This window comes from Enterobacter sp. MGH 33, assembly GCF_000534535.1.
GTDB classification, from domain to species: Bacteria; Pseudomonadota; Gammaproteobacteria; order Enterobacterales; family Enterobacteriaceae; genus Enterobacter; species Enterobacter hormaechei_C.
Genome location: NZ_KI973212.1, coordinates 988,420 through 1,010,161, shown reverse-complemented (window position 1 = coordinate 1,010,161; position 21,742 = coordinate 988,420). Strand labels below are relative to the sequence as shown.

20 protein-coding genes and 1 pseudogene are annotated in these 21,742 nt (G+C 55.8%); 4 read left to right on the top strand and 17 right to left on the bottom strand.

All coding sequences use genetic code 11. The annotated features are described in order from the left end of the window. Positions 1–27: 27 nt before the first annotated feature. From L379_RS19105 to L379_RS26240, 8 genes and pseudogenes are all read right to left on the bottom strand, one after another. Complete coding sequence (locus L379_RS19105) at positions 28–798, bottom strand: glucose-6-phosphate isomerase family protein (protein ID WP_015572636.1); 771 nt, start codon at positions 796–798, stop codon at positions 28–30. After that, positions 791–1,345 carry a glucose-6-phosphate isomerase family protein gene (locus tag L379_RS19110; RefSeq protein ID WP_032652534.1) on the bottom strand — a complete coding sequence of 185 codons (555 nt, stop codon included), beginning with the start codon at positions 1,343–1,345 and terminating at the stop codon, positions 791–793. Before L379_RS19110 ends, L379_RS19105 begins: the two co-directional genes overlap by 8 nt. 156 nt (positions 1,346–1,501) lie before the next feature. Further along, the gene (gene ispH / locus L379_RS19115) at positions 1,502–2,452 is read right to left on the bottom strand and encodes a 4-hydroxy-3-methylbut-2-enyl diphosphate reductase (RefSeq protein WP_017383814.1); all 951 of its coding nucleotides are present in this window, start codon (positions 2,450–2,452) and stop codon (positions 1,502–1,504) included. Between the two features lies 1 nt (position 2,453). Further along, positions 2,454–2,903, bottom strand: a complete 450-nt coding sequence (gene fkpB / locus L379_RS19120; protein WP_015572634.1) for an FKBP-type peptidyl-prolyl cis-trans isomerase — start codon at positions 2,901–2,903, stop codon at positions 2,454–2,456. A 116-nt stretch (positions 2,904–3,019) separates the two neighbouring features. Further along, on the bottom strand, positions 3,020–3,520 hold the full coding sequence (gene lspA / locus L379_RS19125; RefSeq protein WP_003856452.1) for a signal peptidase II: 501 nt from the start codon (positions 3,518–3,520) through the stop codon (positions 3,020–3,022). After that, positions 3,520–6,336 (bottom strand): isoleucine--tRNA ligase, encoded by a 2,817-nt coding sequence (gene ileS / locus L379_RS19130; protein ID WP_032652531.1) that lies wholly within the window; start codon positions 6,334–6,336, stop codon positions 3,520–3,522. The genes lspA and ileS overlap by 1 nt, the downstream gene beginning before the upstream one ends. 45 nt (positions 6,337–6,381) lie before the next feature. Further along, entirely contained in the window at positions 6,382–7,308 is a 927-nt protein-coding gene (gene ribF, locus L379_RS19135; RefSeq protein WP_003856456.1) for a bifunctional riboflavin kinase/FAD synthetase, read from the bottom strand. Between the two features lie 7 nt (positions 7,309–7,315). After that, positions 7,316–7,521: pseudogene (locus L379_RS26240) on the bottom strand (DUF2575 domain-containing protein); the annotation flags it as partial. 115 nt (positions 7,522–7,636) lie between these two features. Here L379_RS26240 and rpsT point away from each other — a divergent pair. Further along, entirely contained in the window at positions 7,637–7,900 is a 264-nt protein-coding gene (gene rpsT / locus L379_RS19140) for a 30S ribosomal protein S20 (protein WP_003856458.1), read from the top strand. 58 nt (positions 7,901–7,958) lie between these two features. Here rpsT and nhaR read toward each other — a convergent pair whose 3' ends face one another. The 4 genes from nhaR to dnaK form a co-directional block, all read right to left on the bottom strand. Beyond that, positions 7,959–8,858 (bottom strand): transcriptional activator NhaR, encoded by a 900-nt coding sequence (gene nhaR / locus L379_RS19145; protein ID WP_017694543.1) that lies wholly within the window; start codon positions 8,856–8,858, stop codon positions 7,959–7,961. A gap of 59 nt (positions 8,859–8,917) precedes the next feature. Beyond that, entirely contained in the window at positions 8,918–10,093 is a 1,176-nt protein-coding gene (nhaA, locus tag L379_RS19150; RefSeq protein WP_017383817.1) for a Na+/H+ antiporter NhaA, read from the bottom strand. 172 nt (positions 10,094–10,265) lie between these two features. Beyond that, positions 10,266–11,411 carry a molecular chaperone DnaJ gene (gene dnaJ / locus L379_RS19155; RefSeq protein ID WP_014830600.1) on the bottom strand — a complete coding sequence of 382 codons (1,146 nt, stop codon included), beginning with the start codon at positions 11,409–11,411 and terminating at the stop codon, positions 10,266–10,268. Positions 11,412–11,498: 87 nt separating this feature from the next. After that, a complete protein-coding gene (gene dnaK / locus L379_RS19160) occupies positions 11,499–13,412 on the bottom strand; it encodes a molecular chaperone DnaK (protein WP_006810169.1) in 1,914 nt (637 codons plus the stop codon). A 296-nt stretch (positions 13,413–13,708) separates the two neighbouring features. Here dnaK and satP point away from each other — a divergent pair, with 296 nt between their 5' ends. Further along, entirely contained in the window at positions 13,709–14,275 is a 567-nt protein-coding gene (satP, locus tag L379_RS19165; RefSeq protein ID WP_032652525.1) for an acetate uptake transporter, read from the top strand. Here the strand turns inward: satP and L379_RS19170 are convergent. From L379_RS19170 to tal, 3 genes are all read right to left on the bottom strand, one after another. Continuing rightward, a complete protein-coding gene (locus L379_RS19170) occupies positions 14,252–15,574 on the bottom strand; it encodes an MFS transporter (protein ID WP_032652522.1) in 1,323 nt (440 codons plus the stop codon). The genes satP and L379_RS19170 overlap by 24 nt on opposite strands. 122 nt (positions 15,575–15,696) lie before the next feature. After that, the gene (gene mog, locus L379_RS19175; protein ID WP_003856479.1) at positions 15,697–16,284 is read right to left on the bottom strand and encodes a molybdopterin adenylyltransferase; all 588 of its coding nucleotides are present in this window, start codon (positions 16,282–16,284) and stop codon (positions 15,697–15,699) included. Between the two features lie 110 nt (positions 16,285–16,394). Further along, a complete protein-coding gene (gene tal / locus L379_RS19180; RefSeq protein ID WP_003856481.1) occupies positions 16,395–17,348 on the bottom strand; it encodes a transaldolase in 954 nt (317 codons plus the stop codon). A 262-nt stretch (positions 17,349–17,610) separates the two neighbouring features. On the opposite strand from tal, the gene L379_RS19185 reads away from it, so the two are divergent. Together L379_RS19185 and yaaA are read left to right on the top strand one after the other, a co-directional pair. After that, a complete protein-coding gene (locus L379_RS19185; RefSeq protein ID WP_032652520.1) occupies positions 17,611–19,044 on the top strand; it encodes an alanine/glycine:cation symporter family protein in 1,434 nt (477 codons plus the stop codon). A gap of 66 nt (positions 19,045–19,110) precedes the next feature. Next, positions 19,111–19,884 carry a peroxide stress protein YaaA gene (gene yaaA, locus L379_RS19190; protein WP_015572628.1) on the top strand — a complete coding sequence of 258 codons (774 nt, stop codon included), beginning with the start codon at positions 19,111–19,113 and terminating at the stop codon, positions 19,882–19,884. A gap of 32 nt (positions 19,885–19,916) precedes the next feature. Here yaaA and L379_RS19195 read toward each other — a convergent pair whose 3' ends face one another. After that, on the bottom strand, positions 19,917–20,204 hold the full coding sequence (locus tag L379_RS19195; protein WP_015572627.1) for a DUF2502 domain-containing protein: 288 nt from the start codon (positions 20,202–20,204) through the stop codon (positions 19,917–19,919). 248 nt (positions 20,205–20,452) lie between these two features. After that, on the bottom strand, positions 20,453–21,739 hold the full coding sequence (gene thrC, locus L379_RS19200; RefSeq protein WP_032652518.1) for a threonine synthase: 1,287 nt from the start codon (positions 21,737–21,739) through the stop codon (positions 20,453–20,455). Positions 21,740–21,742: the final 3 nt, after the last annotated feature.

The following is a 21,742-nucleotide window of genomic DNA, read 5'->3' as shown; positions in this document are numbered from 1 at the left end:
GAAAACCGGGGCAATGCCCCGGCTTCTTTATGGATGGAAGTTATTCCACAGTTCTGCGACTTTATCCGGACGCGAAATAAACTGGAACCGTGCGGGGTCATCAATAAACTGCTGATAAACAGGCGCATCAGTAATGCCAAATTCCGGATAACTTCTCGGCGTAATCATCTGCAAGCGCCCTGGTCTGTAGTGACTGTTATGCTGCCAGACAATATGATTACCCTGAACTAAGGGATACCAGGCCAGACCTTTTCGTGCACGAACGGCCTCATACTCAAAGCCATATTCCCGATCGCACCACGCACCAAACGTCAGCGGCTCATTGGGCGAGGCCGAAATCGTCGCATGGCCCCATCCGGGAGGGACCAGTACCTTTTCACCCGGCCCCGCGAGTACCGCAAAACATCGTCCCGGATCGTCGTCCACATACTCCTGCATGTAGATAATCGCTTTACCCTGCCAGATTTCGTACAGCTCAGGGGGCGACCATCCGCTGTGCTGGCTAATACGGTGAACATGTCCCTGGCTGCGGACCGGCTCATCGCCAAGCGTGCCTGCCGCGTAGGTGACCACACCAAAAAGCAGCATGCGTTTTTCGAGCTCCGGCCTGTCCGCCAGACGCGCCACGTCCATCGCGATGGCATATACCTGTTCAGGCCCTTCGCAGTCCGGATTGCGCAGCGACGGGCGGATCTGATCCAGCGTTCTGATCTCCGGCATCGGCCCGGTAACATCCTCTCCGTAGCAAAAACCGAGCGGCTGACGGGTGATGGTCATATCAAGGCCATAGTTAGCCATGGCGCACCTCGTAACCTTCCCCGGAGGCAAAGATCCGCAGGGTGAAGCCCTCTGCCAGCGCCGCATAGTCGTGTCCCGCAATGCTCGGCCAGACGGCAAGGGAGGATAGCGTCTCGTTGCCAGTGTTAATCAAACGATGCGCTGTAAAAGGAGGAATAATATGCACGGAGCCAGCCGTCACCTGCTCAAGCCGCGCGTCGCCCGCCTCCGTTTGCAGCAGCAACAAGCCACATCCGCGCAGGCCAAAATAGACCTCCCCCTGTTCGCGGCGCTGATGAAAATGACCGCGAGTCATAAAGAACTCATCGCCCACGTTACCCGCACGCAGGTGAGTTACCCCAACGAAGAGTGCCCCTTCCCCTACGGGCGAGCCCAGTACGTCTACGTCATACACACTTTTTTGAGGATTGCCGCACTTCCACGCCTCGCCGTCTGCGAAGATCCCAGGAAGATCCGCAAGACGAGTCGTTTTGCGGATAAGCGGCCCGCCGGCTAGCGCGCCGGTAGCCCACGTCAACTGAGGTGGCATAAAGATGTCTGAATTCATATCGCTCTCCGGCCCGAGGAGAACAGCAATATCATGATGGCAGATTAAACGATTAACCTAGTGATAAAAGCGTCAATATTGATGGTGAATCACAGTTAACCAGAAACAAAAATGCCGGAGGCTTTCGCCACCGGCATTTTGAAGATTGAGAGGACATTATTCCACTTCGCGGGCGTCGATTCGCAGCTCTTTCGGCACTTCGAAGACAATGTTCTCTTCACGGCCTTCCAGCGGCACCGCTTCGCCACCGCCCAGCTCTTGCAGGCGGGCAATGACGTTTTGCACCAGGATATCCGGCGCTGAAGCGCCTGCGGTAACACCGACGCAGGCCGCGTTTTTCACCCACGCTTCCTGAATGTCCGTTGCGTCGTCGATCAGAAAAGCTGCTTTCCCCATACGCTGCGCCAGTTCGGCCAGTCGGTTGGAGTTAGAGGAGTTTTTCGAGCCGACCACCAGCACCACATCCGCCTGTTCAGCCAGGGCGCGTACGGCTTCCTGACGGTTGGTGGTTGCATAGCAGATATCATCTTTGCGCGGCCCGACGATTTTCGGGAAGCGCTGGCGCAGGGCGTCAATCACGTCTGAGGTGTCGTCTACGGAAAGCGTCGTCTGGGTCATAAACGACAGACGGGCTTCGTTTTTCACGTCCAGCGTAAAGACATCTTCCGGTGACTCAACCAGATACATGCCCCCTTCCGGGTTGCTGTACTGGCCCATGGTGCCTTCAACTTCCGGGTGACCGGCGTGACCAATCAGAATTGACTCTTCACCACGACGGCTGGCGCGCGCCACTTCCATATGCACTTTTGTCACTAACGGACAGGTGGCATCGAATACGGTCAGATCGCGGCTTTTCGCCTCGTTGCGTACCGCCTGAGAGACGCCGTGCGCGGAGAAGATGAGGATTGCGCCGTCCGGCACTTCGCTGATCTGCTCGATAAAAATCGCACCGCGCTCGCGCAGGCTGTCGACCACGTAACGGTTGTGCACCACTTCGTGACGCACGTAAATCGGCGCGCCGTAAATCTCCAGCGCGTTTTCAACAATGCTGATAGCGCGGTCTACACCGGCGCAGAAGCCGCGCGGGTTAGCCAACAGGATCTGCATTTTACTCCTCCAGTGCCGGATCGATCTCCAGCACTTCGACATCAAAATGAACGGTACGCCCGGCAAGCGGATGGTTGAAATCGACGGTGATAGAATCGCCGTTGATTTCTCGGATCACGCCAGGCATTTCGCTGCCGTCCATAGCGGTAAAGAGCATAATCGCCCCGATTTCTGGTTCACCCGCATCCATAAACTCACGACGCGAGAAATACTGGATCAGGTCCGGGCTTGGCACGCCAAATGCCGCATCCGGCTCCAGCGAAAACGCTTTTTTCTCGCCCTCTTTCAGACCCAGAAGCTGCTGCTCAAGGCCTTCAGACAGGGAGGTGTCACCCAGACGAAACAGCGCCGGTTTGCCATTGTTGCGGGTGGATTCGGCCGTGGAGCCGTCATCCAGCTTCAGCGTGAAATGAACGAGAACCGCGCTGTTGCTCTGTACGGATTTAGACATGCAAATTGCTCGCTTGTTTTGGGTCACCTGTTGCCCGGTGGCGCTACGCTTACCGGGCCTACGGGGGCCACAAATTCTGTAGGCCGGGATCGCTACGCGTCACCCGGCTGGTTTTGTTACGCCTGCTCTTTCGCGGCCGGTTTAGGCAAGAAGCCTTCCAGCACGATTAACGCCGCACCAACGCATATTGCGCTATCGGCGAGGTTAAAGGTCGCGAAGTGCCAGTCGCCGACGTAGAAATCGATCATATCGACCACAAAGCCGTGCCACAGGCGGTCAAACAGGTTACCCAGCGCGCCGCCAATGATCAGCGCGTAGGCGATGTTATTCAGCTTTTGCGTGGCCTTTGAGCGGTACATCAGCACCGCCAGCACGACGCAGATACCGATAGCGATACCCGCGAAGAACCAGCGCTGCCAGCCACCGCTGTCGGCAAGGAAACTAAACGCCGCACCATAGTTGCGGGCATAGTGCAGGTTAAGCGACGGAAACAGCGGGACCGTATCCCCCAGAGCGAAATTCTGGAGGATCAGGAACTTGCTGCCCAAATCAATAATCAGCACCACCACCACCAGCCACAGCCAGCGCAGTCCTGTTGAACAGAGAGTTTTACTCATCAGGCAAACTTACGTTTTTCGCCGTCACCGGCGACGTTGCTTACACAGCGTCCGCAGATGTCTGCGTGTTCCGCCACCTGGCCAACATCGGTGGTGTAATGCCAGCAACGCGGGCATTTCTCACCGTCGGCTTTGCTCAGTGCGACCTTCAGGCCTTTGAGCAGCTCGCTCTGCTGAGCATCAGCAATAGCTTCGGCATAATCCGCAACTTTCGCACCGGAGGTCAACAGGACAAATCGTAATTCATCGCCCAGCGCGGTCAGTTTGGCCGCCAGCTCCGGTTCGGCGTACAGGGTCACCGTCGCTTCCAGAGAGCCACCGACTTTCTTGTCCGCACGCGCCTGCTCGATAACCTTGTTCACTTCGCCGCGCACTTTCAGCAGCTCGTCCCAGAAGGCATCGTTCATTGCTTCAGTGCTGGAGAGGTCGAACAGACCTTCGTACCACTCGCCGGTGAAGACATACTTCTCACGGTCGCCCGGCAGGTAGCCCCAGATTTCATCCGCGGTGAAGGACATGATCGGTGCCATCCAGCGCACCAGCGCTTCTGCGATGTGGAACAGCGCGGTCTGGCAGCTACGACGCGCCACGCTGTCCGCTTTCGCGGTGTACTGGCGGTCTTTGATGATGTCGAGGTAGAACGAGCCCATCTCGATGGAGCAGAAGCGCATCAGGCGCTGCACCACTTCGTGGAAGTCGTAAGACTCATAGGCTTTAAGAATATCTTCCTGCGCCGCTTTCGCGCAGCCTACCGCCCAGCGATCGAGCACAACCATCTCTTCCGGCTTCACCATGTCTTTTACCGGATCGAACCCGTTCAGGTTCGCCAGCAGGAAGCGCGCGGTGTTACGAATACGACGATAGCTGTCAGCAGCACGTTTCAGGATCTCATCAGAGACCGCCATTTCGCCGGTGTAGTCGGTAGAGGCCACCCACAGACGCAGAATGTCCGCGCCCAGTTTGTTCATCACGTCCTGCGGAGAAACGGTGTTACCGATAGATTTGGACATCTTACGGCCCTGACCATCCACGGTGAAGCCGTGGGTCAATACCTGGCGGTAAGGTGCTTTACCCTTCATGGCGGTGGAGATCATCAGCGATGACATGAACCAGCCGCGGTGTTGGTCAGACCCTTCCAGATACATATCGGCAGCGTGACCAGCAAACTCCGGACGCACATCAACCACGGAGGAGTGGGTAGACCCGGAATCGAACCACACGTCCAGGGTATCCGGCACTTTCTCGTAGCTGTCTGCGTCAGCGCCCAGGATGTCGCGGGCGTCGAGATCCCACCACGCCTGAATGCCGTCAACTTCGACGCGCTTCGCCACTTCTTCCATCAGTTCCAGAGTGTTCGGGTGCAGCTCCTGCGTCTCTTTATGTACGAACAGAGACATCGGCACGCCCCAGGTGCGCTGACGGGAGATACACCAGTCAGGACGGTTAGCCACCATGGATTCGATACGCGCCTGGCCCCAGTCAGGGATCCACTGCACGCCTTTGATCTCTTTCAGAGACTGGGCGCGCAGGCCTTTCTGATCCATGCTGATGAACCACTGCGGGGTCGCACGGAAGATGATCGGGGTCTTGTGACGCCAGCAGCACGGATAGCTGTGCTGCATTTTCTCAACGTGCAGCAGCGCGCCGCTGGTGCGCAGCATGTCAACGATGATGTCGTTAGCTTTAAAGACGTTGATGCCGTCCAGCGCCGGGTACGTGCCTGGCAGGTAAGAGCCGTCCGGACCAACCGGGTTAGCGATTTCCAGACCATATTTCAGGCTGATGTTGTAGTCGTCAGGACCGTGGCCACCGGCGGTATGCACCGCACCGGTACCCGCGTCCAGCGTGACGTGGTCGCCCAGGATCGCCGGAACGTCGAAGTCCAGGAACGGGTGTTTGAAGCGCATCAGTTCCAGCGCGTCACCTTTTACGGTGCCCAGCACGGTGTAATCGGTGATGTTCGCGCGTTTCAGCACGCTTTCGACCAGGTCTTTCGCCAGGATAACCGCACGGCCATCAATCTGCACCAGCGCATACTCAAACTCGCCAGAGAGGGAGATCGCGCGGTTAGCAGGCAGCGTCCACGGGGTGGTGGTCCAGATCACCAGAGAGATCGGGCCGCTTACACCAGGCAGACCAAATTTAGCTTTGATCGCATCCTGATCGACCGCTTCGAAGGCCACGTCGATAGAAGGCGAGGTTTTGTCGTAATACTCCACTTCCGCTTCTGCCAGCGCAGAGCGGCAGTCGACGCACCAGTGCACCGGCTTCGCGCCTTTGTGCAGGTGACCGTTGCCGATGATTTTACCCAGCGCTCGGATGATGTTGGCTTCGGTTTTGAAGTCCATGGTCAGGTACGGATGCGACCAGTCACCCAGCACGCCCAGACGGATGAAGTCAGCGCGCTGACCGTCAACCTGGGTGGCAGCGTATTCGCGGCATTTCGCGCGGAATTCTGCGGCGGTGAACTTCTCACCCGGCTTACCGTACTCTTGCTCAACTTTCAGCTCGATTGGCAGACCATGGCAGTCCCAGCCCGGAACGTAAGGCGAGTCATATCCCGCGAGTCCTTTGGACTTCACGATAATGTCTTTCAGAATCTTGTTTACAGAGTGACCAATATGAATGCTGCCATTCGCATATGGAGGGCCATCATGCAGAATGAAGGTTTTTTTGCCTTTTTTGGCTGCACGAATGATGCCGTACAGGTCATCATCGGTCCAACGCGCCAGCATTCCCGGTTCACGCTTGGCGAGATCGCCGCGCATCGGGAACCCTGTTTCCGGCAAATTCAGGGTTGATTTATAGTCACTCATCAGATTCTCGGTTCCGTATTTATCACGTAGGCAGTTAAGCCGGTTCTAAAGCCCAAAAAACTCGCGGGCCGTTAATTCATCTCGCGCGATTTGCGCTTTAAGTTCATCCAGCGAAGCGAATCGCTGTTCATTGCGTATTTTTTTACGCAGTATCACATCTATATGGCGACCATACAGGTCCATTACAACGTCCAGCAGGTGTACTTCTAACTGTTGACGCACACCGGCAACCGTTGGACGTGTGCCAATGTTGGCGACGCCGTAGAAAGGCTTCTCGCCCAGTCCTGCCACTTCCACCGCATAGACCCCTTTAACCGGGGAGACCTGACGACGCAGCGGTATATTCGCCGTCGGGAAACCTATCGTGCGGCCCAGCGCATCGCCATGGACCACGCGACCTGAAATTGTGAACGGGTGACCCAGCAGCGTTTCTGCCGTGTCCAGTTCATCGTTCGCCAGCGCCTGACGTACCGCCGTGCTGCTGACGCGCACGCCGCCCTCACAGAAGGTCATCGTGCTGGTGACGTCAAACCCGTACTCCAGGCCAGCCTTCTGTAATAACAAGAAATCGCCCTGACGACCAGCGCCAAAGCGGAAATCATCGCCCACGGCGAGAAACTGCACGCCAAGCTGCCTGACCAACAGGTCGCTGACAAAATTTTGTGCGGTCAGCGCGGCAAAACGACGGTCGAACCGTACGCACAGGACGTAGTCCACCCCTGACTCCGCCAGGTAGCGTAACTTCTCACGCAGACGCGTCAGCCGCGCGGGGGATTTCTCGCCTGCAAACAGCTCCAGCGGCTGAGGCTCGAAAATCATCACCACGACGGGCAGGCCTCGCGCCTCGCCTTCTTTACGCAATCCCTGCAACAGCGCCTGATGCCCACGATGCACGCCGTCGAAATTACCAATGGTCAGCACGCACCCGTGCGGGGCTTGACTGAGATTATGTATGCCGCGTATCAGCTTCATGACTGGCTCAAAACAGTGAAAATCGCCAAAGTATACCTTGTACAGCGGTTAAGGTTAACCGGCGATTGTTCACGCTAAACAGAAAGCCGTATGATTTCATCACGCTGACCTTTCGCAGCAAAAAAATCTGTCCGCGAACTGCGATTTTTACGCCGAAAAGCTGTATTCACGAACGACAAGCTGGTAGAATCCTGCGCCATCACTACGTAACGTAGCGTCGCCACATTAACGGCGCTTATTTGCACAAATCCATTGACAAAAGAAGGTATAGAGGGCATATTCCTCGGCCTTTGAATTGTCCACATAGATCATATTTGGGAGTTGGACCTTGGCTAATATCAAATCAGCTAAGAAACGTGCCGTTCAGTCTGAAAAGGCTCGTAAGCACAATGCAAGCCGTCGCTCTATGATGCGTACTTTCATCAAGAAAGTATACGCAGCTATCGAAGCTGGCGACAAAGCTGCAGCGCAGAACGCATTTAACGAAATGCAACCAATCGTGGATCGTCAGGCTGCTAAAGGTCTGATCCACAAAAACAAAGCAGCGCGTCATAAAGCAAACCTGACCGCGCAGATCAACAAACTGGCTTAATCGCCACTTGTTGTTGCTTGTTTGAAAGAACCCGCTTAACGCGGGTTTTTTTATGTCTTCAGATTACCGGCGGCGTAAACAGCGCCGAATAGTCGCGATTGCAGATTCGCTGCACCGCCGGGTGCTGAATCATCCTTTCGGCGAATATGGCGTGATACTCTTCCATCACGTTATCCACCCTGCCGATCTCGGTTATTTTGTCGTCTGAATAGAGATCGTGCGCGTACAGCGTCGGAGCAACGAAGATAGCGTTATGCGCTTCGCCAAAGGCTTTCATCAGCGCCGCATCGTCGAACTCACCGAGAATTTCTACGTTCAGCCCCTGCGAGTTAAACCAGTTCAGCAGCTTCCGTCCGAGCATGGACCTCCGACCCGGCACCAGCAAGCGGCGCTCTTCCAGGCAGGCAGGAAACGGTTTTTCCGGTGGCGGATTGATGCACCAGAAACTGACGCCGCATTCGCCAATTTTCACCGAGAACAAGCCTTCCTGCTGCGTGGAATCGATAGGGCAATCCGAAATAATCATATCCAGCTTATGCTGGCTCAGCTGTTCCAGCAGCATCTCGTGAGTGGACTCAAAGCAGCGTAAATGGATCTGTTCATCTTCCACCACCGCCGCATCCAGCACGCCACTCACCAGCCGTTTGGACAGCGCATCCGCCACCCCCACGTCAAAAAGCAGGTTAGACTCTTTGCGGTAGTTGACGATATCCAGCATCTCCTGGCTCAGGGTGAACATTTTATCCGCATAGCGGAACACCAGCTCGCCCAACTCACTGGGCTCAATCCCACGGCCCTTGCGCTTGAACAACTTGCCCTGTAACCGCTCTTCCAGGGCTTTGATTTGCCCGGTAATGGTTTGTGGCGTCAGGTAAAGCGCTTCTGCCGCCCCCACGACCGAGCCCTGTTTATAAACGTGCCAGAAGTAATAAAGATGGTTGTAATTCAAATGAGACATCGCGTGTTCTCTCCCTGAGTGTGTATCGGGAGAAGGAGCCCCCTCCTCCCGGTTTTCCGTTATGCCTGGACAGCCTGTCCGGACAATTTCACCTTCAACAAGGTATAACCAATGACTGCGGCCAGTAATGACCCGATGAGAATGCCGAGTTTTGCCCAGACGATAAGCTCAGGCGCGTTTGCGCCAAACGCCAGCGTCGAGATAAAGATCGACATGGTGAATCCAATACCGCACAGCACGCCGACGGCCATAATCTGGCTAAAGGTGGTCCCGTTTGGCAATGACGCCAGCTTCAGCTTCAGCGCCAGCCAGCAGAACAGGCTGATACCCAGCGGCTTACCGATAAACAGACCGGCGATGATACCCAGCGGCAGCACGGAGGTGAGTCCGTCCAGAGTAACCCCGGCCAGGGAAACTCCCGCGTTGGCAAACGCAAACAGCGGCAGGATCATAAAGCCCACCCACGGATGAAGCACATGCTCCAGCTGTCTGGCTGGCGATTTGCCGTCCTGCTCCTTCAGCGGAATAAAGAAGCCAACGATGACGCCCGCCAGCGTGGCATGCACGCCAGACTTCAGCACCGCCGTCCACAGCACCATGCCCACCAGAATATAAATACCCGTACGTCGGACGTTGAAGACGTTCAGCAAGGCCAGCACCACAATAGCCACGGCCGCCACGCTCAGCGACAGAACCGACAGATCGCTGGTGTAGAACAGCGCGATAATCACGATAGCGCCCAGGTCATCGATAATCGCCAGCGCCATCAGGAAAATTTTCAGTGCTACCGGGACGCGGCTACCGAGCAAGGCTAAGACCCCGAGCGCAAACGCGATATCCGTTGCAGCCGGGATCGCCCAGCCGTCACGCGCAACCGGATCCTGCCACGCAAACGCGAGAAAGAGCAACGCCGGAACGATCATCCCGCCAATCGCCGCGATCACCGGAAACGCCGCGCGCTGACGGCTGGCAAGCGAACCGATCACCAGCTCACGTTTAACCTCCAGACCCACCAGCAGGAAGAACACCGCCATCAGCGCATCGTTGATCCACAGCAGCATGTTCTTGTTAATTTCCAGCGCCCCGACTTTCAGCTCGACGGGCGTTTCCAGAAATGCGTGATAGAGATCGCGCGTCATGCCCATATTGGCGAGCAGCATGGCGGCCGCAGCAGCAATAATCAGGATGACGCCGCCGGATGCCTCACTGCTAAAGAAACGGTGTAGTAATTTCACGTTTAAACTCTCTTTTACAACAATACATCGGTAAAACCATAATATCAGCGCAAACAGATCGGTAAAAACAGATTAATATTGGGTATATATTCAGTTTAACCGAGGAATAACGCTATAAACAAAAAGCCCGGAATCGCTTCCGGGCTTTAAAGGATAGTAACCAGCTGGCGGGTTAGCGGGTTAAATCGTCGAAGAATTTTTTGACGCCATCGAAGAAGCTTTTGGAGCGCGGGCTGTTTTTCTCACCCGTCGGGCCGCCAAAGCTTTCCTGAAGCTCTTTCAGCAGCTGTTTCTGCTTATCGTTCAGGCCGACCGGCGTTTCCACGACCACGCGGCATAAAAGGTCACCCTGCGCGCCACCGCGAACGGATTTAACGCCTTTGCCGCGCATGCGGAACAGCTTCCCGGTCTGGGTTTCGCCAGGGATTTTCAGGTTAACGCGACCGTCCAGCGTCGGCACTTCGATTTCGCCACCCAGCGCCGCCATCGCAAAGTTGATCGGCACTTCACAGTACAGGTTGTTACCTTCACGCTCGAAGATGGCGTGCTGCTTCACCTGAACCTGAACGTACAGATCGCCTGCCGGTGCGCCGTGCTCGCCGGCTTCACCCTCACCTGCCAGACGGATGCGGTCGCCCGTATCCACGCCTGCCGGGATCTTAACGGACAGCGTTTTGGTTTTCTCCACGCGACCGTGACCGTGGCATTTGGTGCACGGATCTTTAATCAGCGTACCGCGACCATGACAGTGCGGACAGGCCTGCTGCACCGCGAAGAAGCCCTGGCGCATCTGCACCTGACCGGAACCGTGACAGGTTGGGCAGGTCTGTGGCTGAGTCCCCGCTTTCGCGCCGCTGCCGTGGCAAACGTCACACTCTTCCAGCGTCGGAATACGGATCTCTTTGGTGACGCCGCGAACCGCTTCTTCAAGCGTCAGCTCCATGTTGTAGCGCAGGTCTGCGCCGCGCGCCGCGCGCTGACGACCACGTCCGCCGCCGAAGATATCGCCAAATACATCACCAAAGATATCGCTGAAATCAGCGCCGCCGCCGAAGCCGCCGCCACCAAATCCACCGCCGCCCATGCCGCCTTGTTCAAAGGCCGCGTGACCGTACTGATCATAGGCCGCACGTTTTTGTGCATCGGTCAGGACTTCGTAGGCTTCTTTAATCTCTTTAAATTTGGCTTCAGCCTCTTTGTCACCCTGATTACGGTCAGGGTGGAATTTCATGGCCAGGCGCTTATACGCCTTTTTGATTTCACGCTCTTCCGCAGTTTTCGGAACGCCTAAAATCTCGTAATAGTCTTGCTTTGCCATTGGTTTTTTTAAGCCCCTTAACATGCGAGCACGGGCGTGGAGAATTCTCCTACGCCCGTGCCGATTACTTACCCTGCATCAGGGCGATTATTTTTTGTCTTTCACTTCTTCGAACTCAGCGTCGACAACATCGTCGTCTTTCGCGTTGTTCTGGGAAGCATCAGCGCCCGCCTGCTGCTGTGCGTGCTGCTGCTGAGCGATTTCCATCAGCTTCTGAGAAACCTGTGCCAGCTCCTGCATCTTCGCTTCGATGTCCGCTTTGTCTTCGCCTTTCAGAGACGTTTCCAGCGCGCTCAGTGCAGTTTCGATCGCAGTTTTGTCTTCCGCTGGCAGTTTATCGCCCGCTTCTTCAACCTGCTTACGGGTGCTGTGCAGCAGATGGTCACCCTGGTTACGGGTCTGAACCAGCTCTTCGAACTTACGGTCGGATTCCGCGTTAGCTTCGGCATCACGAACCATTTTTTCGATTTCCGCTTCGTTCAGGCCAGAAGATGCCTTGATGGTAATCTTCTGCTCTTTACCGCTATTTTTGTCTTTCGCAGACACATGCAGGATACCGTCAGCATCGATGTCGAAGGTGACTTCGATCTGTGGCATGCCGCGTGGTGCCGGGTTAATACCGTCCAGGTTGAACTGACCCAGAGATTTGTTATCCGCCGCGCGCTTACGCTCACCCTGAATCACATGGATGGTTACCGCAGACTGGTTGTCTTCAGCGGTAGAGAACACCTGGCTGTGTTTCGTCGGGATAGTGGTGTTTTTGTTGATGAGCGGAGTCATCACGCCACCCATGGTTTCGATACCCAGAGACAGCGGGGTAACGTCCAGCAGCAGTACGTCTTTTACTTCACCCGTCAGAACACCACCCTGAACCGCAGCACCGATAGCAACCGCTTCGTCCGGGTTCACGTCTTTACGTGGCTCTTTACCAAAGAACTCAGCCACTTTCTTCTGAACCATTGGCATACGAGTCTGACCACCTACCAGGATAACGTCCTGAATGTCAGACACGGACAGGCCAGCGTCCTGCAATGCAACTTTCAGTGGCTCGATAGAACGGTTCACCAGGTCTTCTACCAGGCTTTCCAGTTTCGCACGGGTCACTTTGATGTTCATGTGTTTTGGACCGGTCGCGTCTGCGGTGATATACGGCAGGTTCACGTCGGTCTGCTGAGCGGAAGACAGCTCGATCTTCGCTTTCTCAGCGGCTTCTTTCAGTCGCTGCATGGCCAGCGGGTCGTTACGCAGGTCAATGCCCTGATCTTTCTTGAACTCGTCAACGAGGTAGTTGATCAGACGGGTATCGAAGTCTTCACCACCCAGGTGGGTATCACCATTGGTTGCCAGAACTTCGAAGGTTTTTTCGCCGTCAACGTCGTCGATTTCGATAATAGAGATATCGAAGGTACCACCACCCAGGTCGTAAACCGCGATAGTACGGTTGCCAACTTCTTTATCCAGACCGTAAGCCAGTGCTGCTGCGGTTGGTTCGTTGATGATACGTTTTACTTCCAGACCTGCGATACGGCCAGCATCTTTGGTTGCCTGACGCTGAGCATCGTTGAAGTAAGCAGGTACGGTGATAACAGCTTCAGTTACCGGTTCACCCAGGTAATCTTCCGCGGTTTTCTTCATTTTCTTCAGCACTTCAGCAGAGATCTGCGGAGGTGCCGTTTTGGTGCCTTTCACATCAAGCCATGCATCGCCGTTATCGGCTGCGATGATTTTGTAAGGCATGATGGAAACGTCACGCTGAACTTCTTCGTCCTGGAAGCGGCGGCCAATCAGGCGTTTGATCGCAAACAGGGTGTTTTGCGGGTTTGTCACGGCCTGACGTTTAGCCGGCTGACCAACCAGAGTTTCACCATCCTGGGTATAAGCAATGATAGAAGGCGTGGTGCGATCGCCCTCGGCGTTCTCCAGCACACGTGCAGTAGTGCCATCCATAATCGCTACACAAGAGTTGGTAGTACCCAGGTCGATACCAATAATTTTACCCATCTAAACGTCTCCACTAAAAATTCAGTCAACATGTGGTTGTGTACCTGTAATAAGGGCAGAACGTGCTTTTTCAACTGCCCAGATTTGATTTTTTTCAGGTCCACACACTGCGGTTGCTTACAAGATGGGGTCACAACGGCATCCATCAAGGGGGAAGGATAAAAAATTTTTTAATTTCACCCCGGTGAGATCATAGACGGCGTCGATGCCGCCCATTATGATGCCGCGCCCCGTCAGGTAGAACTGGCGCGGGTTTAACCATTTCACCATATTAATGATGATTTTTTTGAGGACTTATGGGCAACACTAAGTTGGCTAATCCGGCTCCGCTGGGCCTGATGGGTTTTGGCATGACCACTATTCTGCTGAACCTGCACAATATCGGGATGTTCCCGATGGACGGCATTATCCTGGCGATGGGCATTTTTTACGGCGGTATCGCACAGATCTTTGCGGGCCTGCTGGAATATAAGAAAGGCAACACCTTCGGCTTAACCGCCTTTACCTCTTACGGTTCCTTCTGGCTGACTCTGGTCGCAATTCTGCTGATGCCTAAAATGGGCCTGGCAGAGGCGGCAAACGCCCATTTCCTGGGCGTGTACCTGGGACTGTGGGGCGTGTTCACCCTGTTCATGTTCTTCGGTACCCTTAAGGCGAACCGCGCACTGCAATTCGTCTTCCTGAGCCTGACCGTACTGTTCGCTCTGCTGACCATCGGTCACCTGGCGGATAACGAAGGCATCGTTCACGTTGCCGGCTGGGTAGGTCTGGTTTGCGGCGCAAGCGCAATCTACCTGGCCATGGGTGAAGTGCTGAACGAGCAGTTCGACCGCACCATTCTACCGATTGGTGAAAAACACTGATCCCTCTGTCGTGCCCGCGTCGCGGGCACGACGTCCCTCTGACTGGCGAAGCCACACCCCCAAAACCAGCCCCATCAGCGATAACGCCAGCACGTACCACGCAGGTGCAAGGGGTGACACCCCCATCAACACCGTCACCACAATCGGGGTCAGCCCGCCGAAAATGGCATACGAGACATTATAAGAGAAAGAGATCCCAGTGAAGCGTACCTCCGGCGGGAAGGCGCGGACCATTACGTACGGTACGGCGCCAACGACGCCCACGCACAGCCCGACGACACCGTATAGCAGGAACAGCTGTTCAGGATGGGTGCCCGCAAGATGATAAAATGCCCAGCTCGACGCGGCCAGAAGCAGACTGCCGACAATAAAGGTCGCGCTTGCGCCGAAACGATCCGCCGCCAGCCCGGCGGCCAGACAACCAAAGCAGAGCATAATTGTCGCGATACTGTTCGCCTGTAACGTCACGGCAGGCGCAAAACCGTACTGTTTTTGCAGCCAGACCGGTGACATCAAAATGACCACCACGATCCCCGCAGACAGCAGCCAGGTCAGAAGCATCGACACCACTACCGCTTTTTTATGCCGCACTACTACGGTTTTCACCGGCAGTTCTTGCGCCAGCGCCTTCCGCTGCTGCATTTCCAGAAATATTGGCGTCTCCTGCAACCAGCGTCGCAGGTACATTGCCACCAGCCCAAACGCCCCGCCCAGCAGGAACGGTATACGCCAGCCCCAGTCGTGAACGGCCTGTTGCGTCATGCTGGTATTGATGATGGTTGCAACCACGGAGCCAAGCAGGATCCCGATCGTCAGCCCTGCGGTCAGCGTTCCGCACGCAATGCCGATGCGGCGCACCGGGACGTGCTCAGCGACAAACACCCAGGCGCCCGGCACTTCCCCGCCGATGGCCGCGCCCTGGAGAATACGCATCAGCAGCAGCAATAACGGGGCGATAATGTCCATCGACTCATAGGTAGGCAAAAGCCCAATCGCCAGCGTCGGCACGGCCATAAGCAGGATGCTGAGGGTAAACATCTTCTTGCGCCCGACCAGATCGCCAAAGTGCGCCATGACAATGCCGCCCAGCGGACGCGCCAGATAGCCGGCAGCGAAAATGCCGAAGGTTTGTACCTGACGCAGCCATTCCGGAATATCCGCCGGGAAAAACAGCGCCCCCACAACGGCGGCGAAGAAGACAAAGATGATGAAGTCGTAAAACTCCAGCGCGCCGCCCAGGGCAGCGAGCGTGAGGGTTTTGTAGTCCTGTCGATTCAGAGGTCGGGTGTTATGTGACATAGCGAACCATTGTGCATGTGTTGTGGATTATTTTTTACAGCAATCGTAAAGAAAAAATTACTATATCGTAAATCCATTTACACGCTACCGCGGCTGGCGCTAATGTCACATTTTAAAGAATTTCAGGAGATTGTTTCGCGGCGAGCGCTTTTAGGGCGAAATGCTGCTACCACATTGCCGTCAGTTTCCACATACGGACCGTCAAGCAGTTGTATACAATACGGTACACTTGCAAAGATACCGTGGACGATAACGCTGCCGTCCTCGGCTTTTACCCCTTCCAACGTCTCTTTTATCGACTTCGGCTGCCCCGGCAGGTTCAGGATCAGCGCCTGTTTGCGGATCACCCCGACCTGACGGGAAAGAATGGCCGTCGGGACAAAGTGTAGACTGATCTGGCGCATCTGCTCACCGAAGCCCGGCATTTCACGATCGGCGATAGCCAGCGTCGCGTCCGGCGTTACATCGCGGCGCGCGGGGCCGGTTCCGCCCGTCGTCAGCACCAGGTGGCAGCTCATCTCATCCACCAGTTCACACAGGGTTTGCTCGATGATCGGCTGCTCGTCCGGGATCAGGCGAGTCTGGATCTCAAACGGGGTAGTGAGCGCGCTGCCCAGCCACGCTTCCAGAGCAGGGATGCCTTTATCCTGATAAACACCGCTGGAGGCGCGGTCAGAAATCGACACTAAGCCGATGCGTAAGGTATTCATATCCATTCCATTCAAAAAGTACTGATTAAAGGGAATGATACACGCAGAGAGAAAATTCAGACAGAGGCGGGGGAAAGACGCGTGACCGGGAACCCGGTCACGCAGAATGATTACAGCAGGTCGCCGATCATTTTTTCCAGTTTTTCCTGGTCGATAGCAAACTTACGGATACCGTCCGCCAGTTTATCTACGGCCATTGGATCCTGGTTGTGCTGCCACAGGAACTCGGACTCGGTGATGCGCTCAGGGCGTGCTTTCACTTCGCCGGTGTAGGACAGTTTACGCTCGATAGCACCTTCGCTTTCTGCCAGCTCTTTCAGCAGCGCAGGAGCGATGGTCAGGCGGTCACAGCCAGCCAGCTCGATGATTTCGCCGACGTTACGGAAGCTTGCGCCCATAACAACGGTCTCATAGCCGTGCTGTTTGTAGTATTCGTAGATTTCAGTCACTGAAATCACGCCTGGGTCTTCAGACGCCGCGTACTCTTTCTTGTCGGTGTTGGCTTTGTACCAGTCCAGAATACGGCCCACGAACGGAGAAATCAGGTATACGCCAGCTTCGGCACATGCACGCGCCTGCGCGAAGGAGAACAGCAGAGTCAGGTTACAGTTGATGCCTTCTTTTTCCAGCTGCTCAGCGGCGCGGATGCCCTGCCAGGTAGAGGCCAGTTTGATCAGGATACGGTCGTTGCTGATGCCCGCATCGTTGTACAGTTTGATCAGGCGTTTTGCTTTGGCGATAGACGCTTCGGTGTCGTAGGACAGGCGAGCATCAACTTCGGTAGAGATACGGCCAGGAACGAGCTTCAGGATTTCCAGACCGATGTTCACTGCCAGTTTGTCAGTAGCATCCACAACCTGCTGCGCGCGGTCATTGCTCTGTGCTTTTGCCCAGGTCACCGCCTCGTCGATCAGTTTGCGATACTCAGGGATCTGCGCGGCGTTAAGGATCAGAGAAGGGTTGGTTGTGGCATCCTGCGGCTGGTACAGCTTCATTGCCGCGATATCTCCGGTGTCAGCGACGACAGTGGTGAACTGACGAAGGGAGGTCAATTTATCCGTCATGATAGTGTTTCTCTTTTAACGTGCCCTGGATAATTCACACTACCGACAGCTTGCCAGCAGCGGAAAAATGACAGGTTTACTTGTTAGGGGGATGTAACCGGTCTGCCCTGATGATAACACGAGTGAGAGGCAGCGCAACCGCAGACAGTGCGCTTAGGCAGAGTATGATAAACTCAGAATATTAACAGGCTGCTAAGTAACAGCATGCACAATCAGTGGTAGCGCTTACATATTCACTTTGGCATCAACAAGAGGGACGTTAGTGCCTGATTTCTTTTTCTTTATCAACGAAGTCCTCTGGGGTTCGATCATGATATACCTGCTTTCAGGAGCAGGTATCTGGTTTACGTGGCGCAGCGGTCTGATTCAGTTTCGCTATATCCGCAAATTTGGCAGAAGTCTGAAAAACAGCGTCACCCCACAGCCGGGCGGCCTGACCTCGTTTCAGGCGCTCTGTACCAGCCTGGCCGCGCGCGTCGGCAGCGGTAACCTGGCCGGTGTCGCGCTGGCGATCGGCGCGGGCGGTCCGGGCGCGGTATTCTGGATGTGGGTGACGGCGATTATCGGTATGGCCACCTCCTTTGCTGAATGCTCGCTTGCGCAACTCTACAAAGAAAAAGACGGCAAAGGTCAGTTTCGCGGCGGTCCCGCCTGGTATATGGCTCGCGGGCTGGGAATGCGCTGGATGGGCGTTCTGTTCTCGATCTTTTTGCTGATTGCCTATGGCCTTATTTTCAATACCGTTCAGGCAAATTCCGTCGCCCACGCGCTGCGCTTTGCCTTCAATTGTCCGGAGTGGCTGACGGGCGGCGCGCTTGCCCTTCTCACCCTGCTGACCATTGTGACCGGGCTCAAAGGGGTTGCCCGCCTGATGCAGTGGCTGGTTCCGCTGATGGCGCTGCTGTGGGTGTCCACCAGCCTGATGGTATGCGCGATACATATCGATGAGGTGCCGAACGTCATCGTCACCATTTTCCAAAGCGCGTTCGGCTGGCGCGAAGCGGCTTCCGGCGCGCTGGGTTACACCCTTAGCCAGGCACTCACTGCGGGTTTTCAGCGGGGTATGTTCTCCAACGAAGCGGGAATGGGCTCCACGCCGAATGCCGCCGCAGCGGCCGCATCCTGGCCCCCACATCCCGCCGCGCAGGGCATTGTACAGATGATTGGCGTCTTCACAGACACCATTGTTATCTGCTCCGCCAGCGCGATGATAATGCTGCTGGCCGGTGCCGCTGAACAACCGTCCGGTAGTACGGCAGGCATTCATTGGGTACAACAGGCGCTGGTCTCCCTCGTCGGCGACTGGGGCGCGGGCCTTGTCGCACTTGTCGTGGGACTTTTTGCCTTTAGTTCCATTGCGGTGAACTATATCTATGCCGAAAACAACCTTATCTTCCTGAAAGTTGACTCGCGTCTGGCCCGCAACATCCTTCGCGCGGGCGTGCTGGCGATGGTGTTTGTAGGTTGCCTGCTCAGCATGCCGATGATCTGGCAAATAGCGGACGTCATTATGGCGCTGATGGCCATCACGAACCTGACGGCCATTTTGCTGCTTTCACCGGTTGTGGCGCTGATCGCGCGCGATTATCTGCGTCAGCGCAAGCTCGGCGTACAGCCCGTCTTTGACGCCTCACGCTATCCCGAAATCGAGTCACAAATTGCCCCTGGCACCTGGGATGATTTGCCGCGGCAATAACAGCTATCGATCAATTCAGGGCGATTTTTTGCTAAAGTCGCTCTAAATTTCCTGCAAGGACTGGATATGCTGATTCTGATTTCACCTGCCAAAACGCTCGACTACCAGAGCCCGCTCGCCACTGAGCGTTATACCCAGCCGGAATTGCTGGACTACTCGCAACAGCTGATCCACGAGGCGCGTAAGCTTTCGGCTCCGCAAATCGCTTCGCTGATGAGCATCAGCGATAAACTCGCCGACCTGAATGCCACCCGTTTTCATGAGTGGCAGCCTGACTTCACGCCCGCCAACGCCCGCCAGGCGCTGTTGGCCTTCAAAGGTGACGTCTACACTGGCCTGCAAGCAGAAACGTTTAGCGAAGCCGATTTCGATTTTGCCCAGCTGCATCTGCGCATGTTATCCGGCCTGTACGGGGTGCTGCGACCGCTGGATCTGATGCAACCGTATCGTCTGGAGATGGGTATCCGCCTGGAAAACGCTAAAGGTAAAGATCTGTACCAGTTCTGGGGCGATGTCATTACCGACAAGCTTAACGCGGCGCTGCAAGCCCAGGGGGACAACGTGGTGATCAACCTGGCCTCCGATGAGTACTTCAAATCGGTGAAGCCGAAGAAGCTGGATGCGGACATTATCAAGCCGGTATTCCTCGACGAGAAAAACGGCAAATTTAAAGTGATCAGCTTCTACGCCAAAAAAGCGCGCGGTCTGATGAGCCGCTTCATCATTCAAAACCGTCTGACGAAGCCAGAGCAGCTCACTGGCTTTAACAGTGAAGGGTATTTTTTCGACGAGGCATCGTCAGGAAAAAACGAGCTGGTGTTTAAGCGTCACGAGCAATAAAAAGACAACCCCGCCAGCTGGCGGGGTTTGTGTTAATGGTGCTTCCGGTCCGGGCCCGGGCGACGATCGTCATGACGGTGGTGATCGTCACGATCGCGATGTTCATCGTGCGGACGCCAGTGGTTATCGCGCCAGTCATAGTGCGCTTTCCACCAGTCATGGTCGCGCCAGCGGCCGCCATCCCAGTAGTGCCCGTTATTATCCCGATCGCCAATTTGCAGTTTTACCGCTGGCACGAGGGTGATCTCAGCTGCCTGCACCGCCATGGGAGCGACCAGCATCAGTGAAAGCGCGATAAGTGCAGGTTTCAGTGTAGACATAGGTGACTCCTTATTCTTCTTGCCCAACGTGGGCCGATGTAAGGAGAGTACGTGATGGGGACGGGGGATGTTATTCTCTGCAATCCTAAACGCTAAGTGACCGCATTTATTGGGAATTTCTGCTTTTTTCCTGCTGTTTTTCTCCTTAATTTCTTCACAAAAAAGCCGGGTGGCGCTGCGCTTACCCGGCCTACGATGAGTTCGCCGTTGTAGGCCCGGTAAGGCGAAGCCGCCACCGGGCAGCACAATCACGCTCGGGTCATCATCAGCTTACGCAGCGCGGCAAAGTCTGCGGGCAGCTCATGAGACAGCAGCGGCAGGTCGGCGCGATCGGCCAGCTCTTTTGGCAGCGGCAGCGTTTCCCCCAGGATCGCTTCCACGCTCTCTTTGAACTTGGCCGGATGGGCGGTGCCGAGGAACAGGCCATACTCACCCGGTTGAAGCTGATCGCGCAGGGCACGATAGGCAATCGCCGCGTGCGGCTCAGAGGTATAGCCCACCGCTTTCAGCTCGCGCATGGTGGCTTTAGTGGTTTCGTCCGTCACCGCTGCGTAACCCAGATCGCCCAGACGCCAGACCTTACGGCGGAACAGCTCTTCCACACGCGGCCAGTTGTTAGGCTGTGACACATCCATCGCATTGGAGAGCGTGGCCTGAGTCGCGTTCGGCGCCCATTTTCCGTCCTTCAGGAAACGCGGCACGGTGTCGTTGGCGTTGGTGGCGGCGATAAAGCGCTTCACCGGCAGGCCGAGTGATTTCGCCAGCAGGCCTGCCGTCAGGTCGCCGAAGTTCCCACTTGGCACGGAAACCACCAGCTGATTGCGCGCGTCCTGCGCCAGCTGCGCCACCGCTTCGAAGTAGTAGCAGATCTGCGCCAGCAGACGGCTGATGTTGATGGAGTTGGCAGAGTTCAGCCCCAGCGCCGCCTTCAGCTCTTCGTCATCGAAGGCCTGCTTCACTAGCGCCTGACAGGCATCGAAATCGCCGTCGATCGCCACGGTTTCAATGTTGCCCCCAAGGGTGCAGAACAGTTTTTCCTGAAGCGGGCTGATTTTGCCTTTCGGATAGAGGATCACCACGCGGACGTTTTTCAGGCCGTAGAACGCATGGGCCACCGCCGCTCCGGTATCGCCTGAAGTCGCGGTAAGAATGGTCACCGGTTTGTCGCCGCTAATGTGGGTCAGCATCTGCGCCATAAAGCGACCGCCGAAATCTTTGAACGCCAGCGTCGGGCCGTGGAACAGCTCCAGACAACCAACGTCAGGCTCCACCTGCTTCACCGGCGCCGGGAAAGCAAACGCCGCACGCACGCGTTCTTCGAGCAGTTCCTGCGGGATTTCGTCGCCGATAAAGGCAGACAGAATTTTGGTGCTGCGGGTGACAAAGTCCTGCTTCAGCAGTTCATCAATTTCGGTCAGCTGAAATTCCGGCAGGTCGTGGGGGAAGAAAAGCCCCTGATTTTTGCCAAGCCCCTGCGTTACCGCCTGCGCGAAGCTGACCTGCTCGTTATGATCTTTAAGGTTGTAGAGTTTCATTCG

Excerpts from the sequence above, each read along its gene's own strand:
- yaaA (WP_015572628.1), top strand. The coding sequence starts at position 19,111 with ATGCTGATTCTGATTTCACCTGCCAAAACGCTCGACTACCAGAGCCCG.
- L379_RS19110 (WP_032652534.1), bottom strand. The coding sequence starts at position 1,345 with ATGAATTCAGACATCTTTATGCCACCTCAGTTGACGTGGGCTACCGGC.
- ribF (WP_003856456.1), bottom strand. The coding sequence starts at position 7,308 with ATGAAGCTGATACGCGGCATACATAATCTCAGTCAAGCCCCGCACGGG.
- dnaJ (WP_014830600.1), bottom strand. The coding sequence starts at position 11,411 with ATGGCAAAGCAAGACTATTACGAGATTTTAGGCGTTCCGAAAACTGCG.
- mog (WP_003856479.1), bottom strand. The coding sequence starts at position 16,284 with ATGAATACCTTACGCATCGGCTTAGTGTCGATTTCTGACCGCGCCTCC.
- dnaK (WP_006810169.1), bottom strand. The coding sequence starts at position 13,412 with ATGGGTAAAATTATTGGTATCGACCTGGGTACTACCAACTCTTGTGTA.
- tal (WP_003856481.1), bottom strand. The coding sequence starts at position 17,348 with ATGACGGATAAATTGACCTCCCTTCGTCAGTTCACCACTGTCGTCGCT.
- L379_RS19105 (WP_015572636.1), bottom strand. The coding sequence starts at position 798 with ATGGCTAACTATGGCCTTGATATGACCATCACCCGTCAGCCGCTCGGT.
- nhaR (WP_017694543.1), bottom strand. The coding sequence starts at position 8,858 with ATGTCTCATTTGAATTACAACCATCTTTATTACTTCTGGCACGTTTAT.
- fkpB (WP_015572634.1), bottom strand. The coding sequence starts at position 2,903 with ATGTCTAAATCCGTACAGAGCAACAGCGCGGTTCTCGTTCATTTCACG.
- L379_RS19195 (WP_015572627.1), bottom strand. The coding sequence starts at position 20,204 with ATGTCTACACTGAAACCTGCACTTATCGCGCTTTCACTGATGCTGGTC.
- satP (WP_032652525.1), top strand. The coding sequence starts at position 13,709 with ATGGGCAACACTAAGTTGGCTAATCCGGCTCCGCTGGGCCTGATGGGT.
- L379_RS19170 (WP_032652522.1), bottom strand. The coding sequence starts at position 15,574 with ATGTCACATAACACCCGACCTCTGAATCGACAGGACTACAAAACCCTC.
- ispH (WP_017383814.1), bottom strand. The coding sequence starts at position 2,452 with ATGCAGATCCTGTTGGCTAACCCGCGCGGCTTCTGCGCCGGTGTAGAC.
- thrC (WP_032652518.1), bottom strand. The coding sequence starts at position 21,739 with ATGAAACTCTACAACCTTAAAGATCATAACGAGCAGGTCAGCTTCGCG.
- ileS (WP_032652531.1), bottom strand. The coding sequence starts at position 6,336 with ATGAGTGACTATAAATCAACCCTGAATTTGCCGGAAACAGGGTTCCCG.
- lspA (WP_003856452.1), bottom strand. The coding sequence starts at position 3,520 with ATGAGTAAAACTCTCTGTTCAACAGGACTGCGCTGGCTGTGGCTGGTG.